12 protein-coding genes are annotated in these 13,765 nt (G+C 68.8%); all 12 read right to left on the bottom strand.

The window, feature by feature from the left end; all coding sequences use genetic code 11:
- Positions 1–193 precede the first annotated feature (193 nt).
- On the bottom strand, positions 194–1,690 hold the full coding sequence (locus AB0E63_RS37775; RefSeq protein WP_360376996.1) for a CoA-acylating methylmalonate-semialdehyde dehydrogenase: 1,497 nt from the start codon (positions 1,688–1,690) through the stop codon (positions 194–196).
- Positions 1,687–2,553: a sugar phosphate isomerase/epimerase gene (locus AB0E63_RS37770; RefSeq protein WP_360376993.1), complete on the bottom strand. Its 867-nt coding sequence runs from the start codon at positions 2,551–2,553 to the stop codon at positions 1,687–1,689. The genes AB0E63_RS37775 and AB0E63_RS37770 overlap by 4 nt, the downstream gene beginning before the upstream one ends.
- A gap of 3 nt (positions 2,554–2,556) precedes the next feature.
- Positions 2,557–3,573, bottom strand: a complete 1,017-nt coding sequence (locus AB0E63_RS37765; protein ID WP_360376991.1) for a Gfo/Idh/MocA family oxidoreductase — start codon at positions 3,571–3,573, stop codon at positions 2,557–2,559.
- Positions 3,573–4,499: a sugar phosphate isomerase/epimerase gene (locus tag AB0E63_RS37760; protein WP_360376988.1), complete on the bottom strand. Its 927-nt coding sequence runs from the start codon at positions 4,497–4,499 to the stop codon at positions 3,573–3,575. The genes AB0E63_RS37765 and AB0E63_RS37760 overlap by 1 nt, the downstream gene beginning before the upstream one ends.
- A complete protein-coding gene (locus AB0E63_RS37755; RefSeq protein WP_360376986.1) occupies positions 4,496–5,395 on the bottom strand; it encodes an ATP-binding cassette domain-containing protein in 900 nt (299 codons plus the stop codon). Before AB0E63_RS37755 ends, AB0E63_RS37760 begins: the two co-directional genes overlap by 4 nt.
- Positions 5,392–6,450 carry an ABC transporter permease gene (locus AB0E63_RS37750; RefSeq protein ID WP_360376984.1) on the bottom strand — a complete coding sequence of 353 codons (1,059 nt, stop codon included), beginning with the start codon at positions 6,448–6,450 and terminating at the stop codon, positions 5,392–5,394. Before AB0E63_RS37750 ends, AB0E63_RS37755 begins: the two co-directional genes overlap by 4 nt.
- A gap of 66 nt (positions 6,451–6,516) precedes the next feature.
- Complete coding sequence (locus AB0E63_RS37745) at positions 6,517–7,506, bottom strand: sugar ABC transporter substrate-binding protein (protein ID WP_360376982.1); 990 nt, start codon at positions 7,504–7,506, stop codon at positions 6,517–6,519.
- A gap of 115 nt (positions 7,507–7,621) precedes the next feature.
- Positions 7,622–9,547 carry a 3D-(3,5/4)-trihydroxycyclohexane-1,2-dione acylhydrolase (decyclizing) gene (gene iolD / locus AB0E63_RS37740; RefSeq protein WP_360376979.1) on the bottom strand — a complete coding sequence of 642 codons (1,926 nt, stop codon included), beginning with the start codon at positions 9,545–9,547 and terminating at the stop codon, positions 7,622–7,624.
- Entirely contained in the window at positions 9,544–10,443 is a 900-nt protein-coding gene (gene iolB, locus AB0E63_RS37735) for a 5-deoxy-glucuronate isomerase (RefSeq protein ID WP_360376977.1), read from the bottom strand. The genes iolD and iolB overlap by 4 nt, the downstream gene beginning before the upstream one ends.
- Before the next feature lie 76 nt (positions 10,444–10,519).
- Positions 10,520–11,398: a deoxyribose-phosphate aldolase gene (locus AB0E63_RS37730; protein WP_360377084.1), complete on the bottom strand. Its 879-nt coding sequence runs from the start codon at positions 11,396–11,398 to the stop codon at positions 10,520–10,522.
- Between the two features lie 377 nt (positions 11,399–11,775).
- Positions 11,776–12,726 carry a 5-dehydro-2-deoxygluconokinase gene (gene iolC / locus AB0E63_RS37725; protein ID WP_360376975.1) on the bottom strand — a complete coding sequence of 317 codons (951 nt, stop codon included), beginning with the start codon at positions 12,724–12,726 and terminating at the stop codon, positions 11,776–11,778.
- Positions 12,726–13,607, bottom strand: a complete 882-nt coding sequence (locus AB0E63_RS37720; protein ID WP_360376973.1) for a TIM barrel protein — start codon at positions 13,605–13,607, stop codon at positions 12,726–12,728. Before AB0E63_RS37720 ends, iolC begins: the two co-directional genes overlap by 1 nt.
- Positions 13,608–13,765 lie beyond the last annotated feature (158 nt).

Below are 13,765 nucleotides of genomic sequence, written 5' to 3'. Positions count from 1 at the left end.
TGTCGGCCGGGTTGGCCTTCGGCTGTTTGGGTTGCTTGGGTTTGCGGACTTCGCGTCCGCCTTTGTTCTTCGCCATGACGCACTCCCGGTGCTGATGTTCGCTGGGTTCGGACGGGCCGACCGGCCCTTCGTACGCCGCGGTACTCCTGATGCCCCGGGGGTTGCCTTCGACGCTACACCCAAGCAGTCCCTTTCAGTCGTGGGTCGGGAAGCCGAGGTTGAGCCCGCCGTGCGAGGGGTCCAGCCAGCGCGACGTGACGACCTTGCCGCGGGTGAAGAAGTGGACGCCCTCCATGCCGTGCGCGTGGGTGTCGCCGAACAGCGAGTTCTTCCAGCCGCCGAACGAGTAGTACGCCATCGGGACCGGAATCGGCACGTTGATGCCGACCATCCCGACCTCGACCTCGTTCTGGAACCGCCGGGCCGCGCCACCGTCGTTGGTGAAGATCGCCGTGCCATTGCCGTACGGGTTTGAGTTCACCAGGTCGAGCGCCGCGTCGTACGACGGCTCCCGCAGGACCGACAGGACCGGGCCGAAGATCTCGTCGGTGTAGATCGACATCTCCGGCGTGACCTTGTCGAACAGCGTCGGACCGAGCCAGAACCCTTCGGCCCCGCCGTCGAAGTCACCCTCGCGGCCGTCGACGACGAGCTCGGCGCCCTCCTCGACACCGGCGGAGACGTACCCGGAGACCTTGTCCCGGTGCGCACCGGTGACCAGGGGGCCCATGTCGCACCCGCGCGTACCGTCGCCGGTCTTGAGCTTGGCCATCCGGTCCTTGATCTTGCCGATCAGCTCGTCGGCGATCGGCTCGACCGCGACCAGCGCGGAGATCGCCATGCAACGCTCACCCGCCGAGCCGAAGCCGGCGTTCACCGCGGCGTCCGCGGCGAGGTCCAGGTCAGCGTCGGGCAGCACGATCATGTGGTTCTTCGCACCGCCGAGGGCCTGCACGCGCTTGCCGTTCTTGGTGCCGTTCTCGTAGACATAGCGAGCGATCGGGGTCGAGCCGACGAACGAGACCGACTTGATGTCCGGGTGCTCGAGCAGCCGGTCGACCGCCTCCTTGTCGCCGTGCACGACGTTGACGACGCCGTCCGGCAGGCCGGCCTCTTTCCAGAGCCCGGCCATCGCGTTCGCCGCCGACGGGTCCTTCTCGGACGGCTTGATCACCACACTGTTGCCACAGGCAACCGCGATCGGGACGAACCACATCGGCACCATGGCCGGGAAGTTGAACGGCGAGATCACCGCGCAGACGCCGAGCGGCTGGCGGATCGAGTACACGTCCACCTTCGTCGAGACGCCCTCGCTGAAGCCGCCCTTGAGCAGGTGCGGGATGCCGCAGGCGAACTCGATCACCTCGAGGCCGCGGGTCACCTCGCCGAGCGCGTCGGACAGCACCTTTCCGTGCTCGGAGGTGATGATCGCGGCGATCCGCTCCTTGTCCCGGTTCACCAGCTCCCGGTAGGCGAACAGGACCTGCGCGCGCTTGGTCAGCGACGTCTGCGCCCAACTCCTCGACGCCTCGTGGGCGACCTTGACCACCTCGTCGACGGTGGCCGCCGAGGCGAGGTCGAGCTCGCCGGTGACCGCGCCCGTGGCCGGGTTGTAGACCTTGCTGGTCCGCTCCGAGACCCCGGCCCACGGGGTGCCGGCGACCAGATGGGTGATTCGCTCGGTACTCACAGCTGCATCCCTTGCTTCGTCATCAGTTCGGTGATCTTGTCCCGCATGAACGTGCTCGACTCGCGGGCTCGTTCCTCCCACGCGAAGACACAGGTCGTCACGGTGCCATTGAAACCCGCCGCGGCCAGGCAGGCGAACAGTTCGTCGAAGTCGACCTCGCCCTGGCCGATGTCCAGGTGCTGATGCACCCGGACGGTCGAGCCGGGCGGGTTGACGATGTAGCGCAGGCCCGACGAGCCGGTGTGGTCGAACGAGTCGGCGACGTGGATGTTCGTCAGCAGGTCGCCGGCGTAGTCGATGATCCCCTTGGCGTCGTTCCCCATGTGGAAGGTGTGCGGCGCGCAGTACAGGAAGGTCACCAACGGGCTGTTGATGCCGCGGATCAGGTCGACCGCGGCCTTCCCGTCCTCCTCGAAGTCGTCCGGGTGCGGCTCCAGCGCGAGCTTGATGCCGTCGCGCTCGAACACCGGCAGCAGTTCCTCCAGCGAGCGCCAGAACTGCGCCTCGCTGCGGGCCGCGAGCTCCGGCCGGCCGTTGAACTCCGAGTTCATCGTGTCGACGCCGAGCGCGGCGGTGATCTCGATGGCACGCTTCCAGTACCGCACCGCGGCCTGCCGGTCGTCCTCGTCCGGGCCGGACCACTTGAACAGCGGCAGTACGGACGAGACACCGACACCGGCCGCGGCCAGCTCCTTCTTGAAGGCGGCGACGGTCGAGTCGTTCACCCTGGGGTGGTTGAAGAACGGGATGAAGTCGTCCCGCGGCGACAGCTCGATCCACTCGTAGCCGAGGTCGGCGACCAGGCGCGGCAGCTCGAGCAACGGCGTACCGCGGAACATGTACGGGTCGAGGGCAAGTTTCATGGGTCAGCCCTTCGTGTAGAAGTCGGGCCGTTCGTGCGAGGCGACTTCGACTCGCTGACCGGTCCGCAAGGCCTCCAGGCAGGTGTCCGACACCACCGCCGCGAGGTGACCGTCCCACGCGCTCGGACCGGTGAACCCACCGGAGGCGACCGCGTCGACCCAGTCCTGCAGCTCGATGTCGTACGCGCGGATGAACCGCTCCCGCCAGTCCGCCGGCACACGTCCGGCGTACCGGCCGTCGTTCTTGACGACCGCGCCGGAGGTCTCCGCGAGTGCCGCCGTACCGAGCTCACCGACGACCTCGCCGCGGATGTCGTACCCGAAGCGGATGTTCAGCGACAGCTCGACGTCCACCAGGACTCCGCTGGCCATCTCGAGCAGCAGCATCAGCGGATCGTGCAGGTCGTCGGCCGCGTTGCTGTTCCGCCGGGGTTTCAGCACCGTGGCCGCCGCGATGTCCTCGTCGAACATCCACCGGACCAGGTCGATCTCGTGGATCGCGGAGTCGGTGATGATCATCTCGGTGGTGAAGCCGTACGGCGGGACCGACGGGTTGCGGTGCGCGCAGTGCATCAGCAGCGGAGCACCGATCGACCCGTCGTCGACGGCCGCCTTCACCGCCTGGTACGCCGCGTCGTAGCGGCGCATGAAGCCCACCATCACCAGCCGCCGGCCGCTCGCCACCTCGGCGTCGACGATCCGCCGGCAGGCCTCCTGCGTGGTGGCCAGCGGTTTCTCGCAGAACACCGGCTTCCCGGCCTCGATCGACGCCAGCACGTACTCCTCGTGCGTCGGCCCCCAGGACGTCACCATCACGGCGTCGACCGTCTCGTCCTTGATCAGCTCCTGACCGGTCGCGTGCACCGCGCAGCCGGGCAGCCCGTCCGCGATCTGCTGCGCCCGCGCCGGGTCCACATCGGTCACCGCGACCACCTGCGCACCGGACAGCACGTGGGTGAGCCGCCGGATGTGGTCCTGCCCGATCATGCCGACGCCGATCACTCCGACCCGGACCGTCATCACTGGTCACCTCCGATTCCCACGCTGCGCAGATAGTCGTACGTCCGCCGTGCGATCGGCTCGGGTACGTCGAACTCGCACGGGTACAGGTCCTGCTCGACGATCACGAAGACCTCGTCCCGGTCGAGCGCCCGCAGTGCCTCGGCGATCGGCTCGACCTTCGGCTCGGCGTTCGGCGGCTCTGCCATCACGCCGCGTTTGACCGCCTCACCGAAGGACAGATCCTCGGCGTCGACCACCTTCAGCACTTCGGGGTCGACGCCCTTGATGTGCACGAACCCCAGCCGTTCGGGGTACTTCTCGATGATCCCGACGTTGTCACCGTGCCGGTAGGCGAAGTGCCCGGTGTCGAGGCAGAGCGAGACATAGCGCGGATCGGTGTCGTGCAGGAATCGCTCCACCTGGGCCTGCGTCTCCACGTGGGAGTCCGCGTGCGGGTGGAACGCCACGGTGAGGCCATACTCCGCACCGATGATCCGGCCGAGCTCGTCGTTGTTTCGGATCAAGGTGTTCCAGCCCTCGGCGTCGAGCTCGCGGACCGCCTTCGACGCACCGGTCTTCTCGTCCCGGTACGCGCCCGGCAGGATCACCATGAACTTCCCGCCGACCGCGGTGACGAGCTCCGCCACCCGCCGGGCCTCGGCCAGCGTCGACTCCCACTGACTGCTGTCGTGCAGCGGTGCGCCGACGGCCTGGCCGGAGACCCGGAGACCACGCCGGCCGAGCTCGTCGGTGAGCCGCGCGGGATCGGTCGGCAGGTACCCGTACGGGCCGAGCTCGATCCACTGGTAGCCGACACCGGACAGCTCGTCCAGGAACCGCTGCCACGGTGTCTGCCGCGGGTCGTCCGCGAACCAGACCCCCCAGGAGTCCGGGCAGCTGCCCAGGTGCAGACGAGGGCCGCCGGCGGGGTCGATCGTCGTCATGAATCAGTGGTCCTTCCGGATGCGGTCGTTTCGGTGATGCCGAGCTCCTGCACCTCGGCCTGCAGTTCCTGGGCCACCTCGGCGGCCGCTGCCCCACCGCGCTGGAGCTCGTGGTGCAGCTCCTCGAGCTCCGAGCCGCCGGCCATCAGCGCGGTCAGCTCCTCGCGGGTGATCTCGTCCTTCGCGTAGTACCCGAGGACCCGGCCGCGCTTCAGCAGCAGGAAGCGGTCGCCGACCGGGTAGGCGTGGTGCGGGTTGTGGGTGATGAAGATGACACCGAGGCCGCGTTCGCGGGCCTGGATGATGTACTTCAACACGACGCCGGACTGCTTGACGCCGAGCGCCGCGGTCGGCTCGTCCAGGATCAGCACCTTCGCACCGAAGTACACCGCCCGGGAGATCGCGACACACTGCCGCTCACCACCGGACAGCTGGCCGATCGGCTGGTCGACGTCGCGCAGGTCGATGCCCATGTCGAGCAGTTCCTTCTTGGTGGTCTTGCGCATGAAGTCGATGTCCAGCCGGCTGACCGGCCCGAACTTGCGCCGTACCTCGTTGCCGAGGAAGAAGTTCCGCCAGACCGGCATCAGCGGGACCACGGCCAGGTCCTGGTACACGGTGGCGATCCCGCGCTCCAGGGCCTCGCGCGGCGAGCCGAACGTGACCGGCTCCCCCTCGACCTCGTAGGTGCCATGGCTGGGCCGGTGCAGGCCGGCGATGATCTTGATCAGCGTCGACTTACCCGCCCCGTTGTCACCGAGCACGCAGGTCACCTCACCCGCGTCCACCTCCAGCGAGACGCCGCCGAGCGCGATGATGTTGCCGTAGTTCTTGTCGCAGCCGGTCAGCCGGACCAGGGGCGCCTTGGTCGGCGCGTCCTTCACTGTCGCGGTCATCGTGAAGCCTCCGCACGTCGACGGATGTAGGTGTTGAGCAGGATCGCGCCGAGCAGCAGGACACCGACGAAGAAGTAGAACCAGTCCGGGTTCCAGCCGGCCAGCGTGATGCCCTGGTTGGACATGCCGAAGATCAGCGCACCGATCGCCGCACCGACCGCGGAGCCGTAGCCACCTGTCAGCAGACAGCCGCCGACGACCGCCGCGATGATGTAGTAGAACTCGTTGCCGACGCCGTTGCCGGACTGCACGGTGTTGAACGCGAACAGGTTGTGCATGCCCATGAACCAGGCGGTGAACCCGACCGCCATGAACAGCCCGATCTTCACCTTCTTGACCGGTACGCCGACCGCGCGCGAGCTGTCCGCCGAGCCGCCGACCGCGAAGATCCAGTTCCCGACCCGGGTCCGCAGCAGGATCCAGGTCGCCACCAGGACGAAGACGAGCCACCACAGCAGCGTGACCTTCAGCTCGGCGCCGCCGACCGTCACCGTGGAGGCGAAGACCTTGCGGGCCGAGGCGAAGCCGTCCATGTTCGACACGTCGTCGGTCGCGACGTTGCCGGTGATCACCTTGGTCATACCGAGGTTCAGGCCGCGCAGCATGAAGAACGTCCCGAGCGTGACCAGGAAGCTCGGGATGCCGGTCCGCACCACCAGCCAGCCGTTGGCGAAGCCGACCGCCAGCGAGAAGACCAGGGCCAGCACGACGGCCACCCAGACGTTCGTGCTGAGCTGGAACGCGAACATCGCCGCGAACAACGCCGAACTGATCACCGCGACACCCGCGGACAGGTCGAACTCGCCGCCGATCATCAGCAGCGCCACCGCGACCGCCGGGATCCCCCAGGTCGAGCTGACGTACAGCACGGTCGCCAGTGCGCCGGCGCCGCGGAACGGCGGGGCCACGATGTAGAAGAAGACGAAGATGAGGATCGCACCCGCGAGCGCGCCGACCTCCGGACGTCCCATCAGACGCTGAATCAGCGACTTCTGCTTGACCCGCTCGTCCGGCGCCGTCGGCGCCGGGGCCGGAGCGGCCACTGTCTTACTCATCCGATACCTCCGATTCCCGGGGTTCCGGGCCCGCCGGCTCGTGGCCGGCAGGGCCCGGAGGCACACCTAGCGGGTGCCGCCCGACGCGAACTTGGCGAACGCGTCGACGTTGGACTTGTCGACGAAGTAGGGACCCGTGGGAACCGGCAGACCGCCACCGATGACGTTGCCGTTGGCCTTGTACAACCACAGTGAGTCGACCGCGAGATAACCCTGCAGGTACGGCTGCTGGTCGATGACGAACTGCACCTGACCGTTCTTCACCGGGTCGATGATCTGCGGGTTGCTGTCGAACGTCCCCAGCTTGGCCGAGCTGCCGGCCGCCTTGATCGACTGGATCGCGGTGAGTGCGATCGGCGCGCCCAGGGTGATCACGTAGTCGATCGTCTTGTCCTGGGTCAGCTTCGCCGTGATCGTCGACTGCACGGACGGCATGTCGAGCTGGTTCACGTACAGCTTGGTGTACTTGCCGCCCGCCCCGGTGAAGCCCTTCTCGACACCGTTGCAGCGGGTCTCCAGGGCGAGCGAACCCTGGGCCTGCGGCACACAGAGGATGTGCTTGGCGCCGGCCTCCGCCGCCCGCTTGCCGGCCTGTTCACCGGCCTCCTGCTCGTTCGATCCGAAGTACGACAGCGCGCCGCTTTCCTGCCAGGCCTGGAAGCCCTGGTTGAAGACGACGACCGGGATCCCCGCGTCGGTTGCCTTCTTCACCATCGGGCTGATCGCGGCCGGGTCGGACAGCGTCAGCGCGATGCCGTTCACCTTGCTGTCGATCGCGCTCTGGATCAGGCTCGCCTGCTTGGTCGAGTCCGGGTCGGACGAGTACTTCAGGTCGACGTTGTCCTTCGCCGATGCCGCGTTCGCGCCCTTGCGGATGATGTCCCAGAACGTGTCGCCCTGGGCCGCGTGGGTGATCATCGCAACCGTGATCTTCGGGGTGTCCGCCTTGCCTGCCGCCGCGTTGTTCGCGGCGTTCTCCTCGGACTGCTTCCCCCCGCTGCTGCTGCACCCTGCCGCCGTGACCACCAGACTCACAGCGACGACGGCAGTCAGCAACCGCCTCCTTGATCCGAACATCTTCCTCTTCCCCTTCGTGGAGGACCCTTCTGCATGAGGAGCCGGACGGTTCCCGGCCCGTGATTCGCGTAGCCCCGTGGAGTGTGTGGCACCGTCAGTCGTCCACCTCCCGCGTGTACGTCACCGGCGCCACGTAGGGGCGCTGCCCCGCCTTGGACTCCTCGTAGGCCGTCCGCGCCGTCGAGGTCGACGCGAGCGTCGACACCTCGCTGACCGGAACGTCCCACCAGGACTCGCTGTCCGGCGCACCGACCAGCGGATCGGTCCGGACGTGGATCACCATCGGCCCGGCCGCCGCCTTCGCGAGGCCAATCGCCTTCTCCAGCTCGGCGCGGCTGTCCACCTCGACCACCTCGACGCCGAGACTGCGGGCGTTCGCGGCCAGGTCGACCGGCAGGTAGTCGCCGTCCAGCCGGCCGTCTCCGGAGCGGTAGCGGTACGACGTACCGAACCGCTGGGACCCCAGCGACTCCGACAGGGCGCCGATCGAGGCGAAGCCGTGGTTCTGGACCAGCACCACGATCACCTTGACGTTCTCCTGGACGGCGGTGACCAGCTCGGTCGACATCATCAGGTACGACCCGTCGCCGACCATCACGAACACGTCCCGGTCCGGAGCACCGAGGCGTACGCCGATCCCGCCGGCGATCTCGTAGCCCATGCAGGAGTAGCCGTACTCGACGTGGTAGCCCTTGCCGTCGCGGGTCCGCCACAGCTTGTGCAGGTCGCCCGGCATCGAGCCGGCCGCGCAGACGACGACGTCGCGCGGGTCGGACAGCTCGTTCACACAGCCGAGCACCTCGCCCTGGGTGAGCAGGCCGTCGGCGAGCTTCCCGGTCACCTCGGCCGGCGGGTTGTACGCCCGCTCGACGATCGCGTCCCACTCACTCGCGAGCTGCCGCGTCTCGGCCCGGTACTCGTCGTCGACCGACCAGCCGCCCAGCTCGGTGCTCAGCGCGACGAGCGCCTCACGGGCGTCGGCCACCACCGGCAGCCCGGCGTGCTTGCCGCCGTCGAACCTGGCCACGTTGATGTTCACGAACCGTACGTCGGGATTCTGGAACGCAGTGCGCGACGCCGTGGTGAAGTCGGCGTACCGGGTGCCGACGCCGATCACCAGGTCCGCGGACTCGGCCAGCGCGTTCGCGGCCGTGGTCCCGGTCGAGCCGATCGCGCCGACGGACTGCGGGTGGTCGTAGTGCAGCGACCCCTTACCTGCTTGGGATTCCCCGACCGGGATGCCGGTCGACTCCGCGAATGTCCGAAGTACGTCGTTCGCCTCGGCGTACGCCACTCCACCACCGGCCACGATCAACGGACGCCGGGAGGTGCGGATCAGCTCGACGGCCTGGTCGAGGATGCTTGTCTCGGGCAACGGTCGGGAGACGTGCCACTCGCGCTCGGCGAACAGCTCCTCCGGCCAGTCGAAAGCCTCGGCCTGCACGTCCTGTGGCAGTGCGACGGTGACCGCGCCGGTCTCGGCAGGGTCCGTGAGTACGCGCATCGCGTTCAGCAAGGCGGACGGCAGCTGCTCGGGGCGGCTGACGCGGTCGAAGTACCGCGAGACCGGACGGAACGCGTCGTTCACGCTGACGTCACCGGCGCCGAAGTTCTCCAGCTCCTGCAGCACCGGCGTCGCGACCCGGGTGGCGAAGGTGTCCGACGGCAGCAGTAGGACGGGCAGCCGGTTGACCGTGGCGAGGGCGGCGCCGGTGATCATGTTGGTCGAGCCGGGGCCGATGCTCGCCGTACACGCGTAGGTCTGCAGGCGGTTGGTGGTGCGGGCGAACGCGGCCGCGGTGTGCACCATGGCCTGCTCGTTGCGGGCCAGGATGTACGGCAGCGCGTCCGGATCGGCCAGCTCGGACTGCAGCAGCGCCTGGCCGACGCCGGCCACGTTGCCGTGACCGAAGATGCCGAAGCAACCGGCGAAGAGCTTCTGGCGGCGGCCGTCGCGCTCGGAGTACTGCACGCTCAGGAAGCGCACCAGCGCTTGGGCGACCGTGAGGCGCACCTTCATGAGTTCTCTCCTCCTGCTCCGAAGGGCAGCCGGGGATCGATGGGCTGCGTGTTCCACAGCTCCCGGACCCAGGCGTGCTGCGGGTCGTCGGTGATCAGCCACTGCCGCTCGCTGCCGGGGCCGGCCATCACGTTCAGGTAGTACATGTCGTAGCCGGGCGGTGCCATCGCCGGACCGTGCCAGCCGTGCGGGACGAGCACCAGGTCGCCGCTGCGCACCTCGGCGAGAACGTCGATCGGCCGGTCCTCGGTGCCGTACACCCGCTGGTAGCCGATCGGATCGTTGCCCTTGACACCTTCCGGTACGTCGTCGGACAGCTGCAGCTCGAAGTAGTAGATCTCCTCGAGCTCGCTCTCCTTGCCCGGCCGGTGCTCGTCGTGCTTGTGCGGTGGGTACGACGACCAGTTGCCGGCCGGCGTGATCACCTCGCAGGCGATGATCGAGTCGGCGTCGAGGACACCGGGGACGCCGAAGTTCCGGACCTGCCGGGAGGCGACGCCCGCACCGCGCAGTTCGGTCTCGACCTCGTCGACCGCGATCCGCCGGAACGGGAAGTCCTTGGCGGCCTTGGCGTTCGGGAACGCGACCCGGGCGCCGCCGGCGCTGACGACGGCGAACGTCGTACCGCGGGGGACGTAGGCGAGGTCGGTCGCGCCGGCGAACACGTCGGCACGACCGCCGAGCGGAACCGACTCGCCGTCGATGATGACCTCGGCCGATCCGCTCAGCGGGAGCACGAGGTACTCGCAGTCGCCGGTGTCGATCTCGACCGACTGGCCGGGAAGCAGGGTGCGAATCGACAGGCCTGTGTGATGCCAGTCGGCCTCGCCCGGGCGCACCACCAACTCGAACCCGTCGCGCGCAGTGGTCCCGGCGGGCCTGAACCATCGACTCATGGACGTCCTCGCTTCGCTCCGGGCGCCCATGAGGCACAAGTCAGGCTGTACTTTCTGATTCCCTCGCTCCGCTCAGTCATGCGGCACCTCCGTGGACGAGAGTCGCGGCGTGGTCGACGGCGGCCGCCACGTCACCGTCGGGTGGGAAGAGCAGCGCCCGGCCGACGACGAGACCGCGCACGGAGGGCAGACTGAGCGCCTTGCCCCAGGACGCGTACGTCGCTTCCGGCGCGACTGTCGGGTCACCGCCGAGCAGCAGCGTCGGGAGGGTCGTTGCCTCCATCACCCGCTCCAGTTCGTCGACGACCGGGAGCTTGAGCCAGGTGTAGGCGCTCGTCGCGCCCAGTGCGGAGGCGATGTGGATCGACTTGATCACCGAGTCCGGGTCGAGCAGGTTCGTCACCCGGCCGTCCTCGGTGCGGGTCGACCAGAACGGTTCGACCATCGCCATCAGCTTGTGCTCGGCCAGGCCGGTGACGGCGGCGGCGCTGGACTCCAGCGTGGCCACGGTGCCGGCGTCGCCGAGGTCGATGCGGGTCAGCATCTTGCCGCCGTCCAGCCGGCGGGCGGCAATCTCTTCCGCGGAGCGGTAGGCGGTGAAGCGGTCGTCGACCTCGAAGATGGCGCCCTGCAGCCCGCCGCGGTTCATCGAGCCGATGACGACCTTGCCCTCCAGCGCTCCCAGCAGCAGCAGGTCCTCCAGGATGTCGGGGGTCGCGAGGACTCCGTCGACGCCGGGGCGTTGCAGGGCGGTCATCAGGCGGGCGATCAGGTCGGGCCGGCTGGCCATCGCCATCCGGTTGCCACGGACACCGAGCGCACCGCGCGCCGGGTGGTCGGCAGCGACGATCAGCAGCCGGCCGTCGTCGCCGACGAGCCCTCTGGTCCGCCGCTGCTGCCACGCCTCGGCCAGCCGCTCCGGGTGCCGCACCCGGATCTCGGTGAGCTCCGCCAGCCGATCGCCGTACTCCCGCCACCGCGGCGAGCTGACCGGCCGCCCCGGCGCCTCGACGGGCAGCTCGAGATCACCGATCACCGTGGTTTGCCCATCCGCCGCCCGCGGTACGGCGACCTCGACGGTGGGGTCGTTCGCACCCGGACGCTGGGCGACCACCGTCGGGTCGTTCGCACCCGGACGCTGGGCGACCACTGTCGGGTCGTTCGCACCCGGGCGTTGAGCGACCACCGTGGGGTCGTTCGCACCGGGGCGTTGGGCGGCGACCGTGGGGTCGTTGGGGCCGGGCTGGAAGACGGTTGGTTCGTCGTCGGGGCTCGCCTGTGCGCGCTGGATCGGGATCGGGCGCGCTTCTTCGGGGTACGGGTCCTGTGTGGTCATGCTTCCTCCCCCATGGATGTCAGGACTTCCTGGGTGGTGGGCATGGCGGTGGAGCACTCGAGGCGGGACGCGACGATCGCGCCGGCCGTGTTGGCGAAGCGGATGATCTTCTCCAGCGGCCAGCCGGAGAGCAGTCCGTGGCAGAGAGCACCACCGAAACCGTCACCCGCGCCCAGGCCGTTGACGACCTCGACCGGGAACGGTGGCACCTCGACCCGCTCGTCCCGGGTGCGCGCGAGCGTACCCTTGGGTCCTTGCTTGACGACGGCGAGATCCAGGCCGCGGTCCAGCAGTGCCTGCGCCGCCTTGTCCGGGTCCGTCTCGCCGACCGCGACCTCGCACTCCTCGCGGTTGCCGACGGCAACGGTGCAGTGATCGAGCGCGCGGCTGACCTGCTCGTGCGCCTCACTCGGATCGGCCCAGAACATCGGCCGGTAATCGAGGTCGAGCACCGTGATCGCCTTCCGGCCACGGGCTTCCCAGGCGGCGAAGTGCGCCGAGCGCGACGGCTCGGCCGACAGCCCGGTCACCGTCGACCAGTAGATCCGGGCGTCCCGGATCGCCTGCAGATCCAGCTCGGAGGGGTTGATGACGAGATCCGGCGCCTTCGGGAACCGGTAGAAATACAAGGGAAAGTCGTCCGGCGGGAAGATTTCGCAGAACGTGATCGGCGTCGGCAGCCCGTCGACCGGACTCACGAACCGGTCGTCGACACCGAGCTCGCCAAGTGTCCGGTGGATGAACGTGCCGAACGGATCGTTGCCGGTCCGGCTGATCACGGCCGACTTCCGCCCGTGCCGCGCCGCGGCCACCGCCACGTTCGTCGCGCTGCCACCGAGGAACTTCCCGAACGACTCGACGTCCTCCAGGTGCGTGCCGACCTGCAACGGATACAGGTCGACCCCGATCCGCCCGATCGTCAGTACGTCGTCCACTCGGCCGGTCATCACACGCTCCCCGCGATCTCGTGCAGGTGGGCGATACTCGCTCGTACGTCGACCACCGGGCCCTCGTCGGCCGGGCGGTCCGGGAGAATCGTGTCCTGTTCCAGGACGTACCAGCCGTCGTACCCGGCCTTCTCCAGCGTGCTCACGATGGTGGCGAGGTCGATGTCGCCGGCACCGAGTGGGCGGTACATCCCCTGGCGGACGGCGTCGGTGTAGGTCACCTCACCGGACTGGACCTTCGCGGCCCATTGCGCGTCGACGTCCTTGAGGTGGATGTGCTTGATCCGGGCGGTGCTCCGAACGGTCAGCGCGACCGGGTCGACGCCGCCGATCAGGAGGTGGCCGGTGTCCAACGTCAGACCGATCGACGAGCCGGCCAGTACGCGGTCGACGTCGTCCGCGTTCTCGACCATGGTGCCGACATGTGGGTGGATCGTGGCCAGCACTCCGCGGTCGGCGGCCAGCGCGGACAGCTTGTCCAGGTTGGCGAACAGGGTGCTCCAGCCGGTCGCGTCCAGCACCGGGCGGCCGTCGTACCCGTCCTGGCCGGTCGCTGCGGCCAGGACCAAAGTGGTCGCACCGGCGGCGACGAACCCTTCGAGCGCTGTGGCCACCTCGGGTGCCGGGTCGTGCGACGGATCGTGCAGGACGACCGGGACGAAGCCGCCGACGGCGCGCAGGCCCCGGTCGGCCAGCGTCTTCGCCTTCTCGGCCGGGTCGTCGGGCAGGAAACCGTCCGGGCCGAACTCGGTCGCAGCGATGCCGGCGTCGCGCATCTCGGTCAGCACCGTCTGCGCGTCGTACTGCCAGCCCCACCCCGGGACCTCGCACACGCCCCACGAAATCGGGGCGCCGGCGATCCGGAGAGCAAGGTCAGTCATCGGCCGATCTCCTTACTTTTGGCCGGGCCTTCGGCGCCGGCGGGGTCATGGGCCTTGGCTCCCGGCCTTCCCTCGTCGCTCCAGTCGCTTCGCTCCCAGCGCTCCTCAGTCCAGGCCGGGAGGCCCCAAGACCGCGCCCGTTCGTCGACACTGTCAAG

The sequence above is a fragment of the Kribbella sp. NPDC026596 genome, assembly GCF_040638415.1.
Classification (GTDB): Bacteria; Actinomycetota; Actinomycetes; order Propionibacteriales; family Kribbellaceae; genus Kribbella.
The sequence above is the reverse complement of the archived record's forward strand: the minus strand, read 5'-3'. Positions and strand labels throughout refer to the sequence as shown.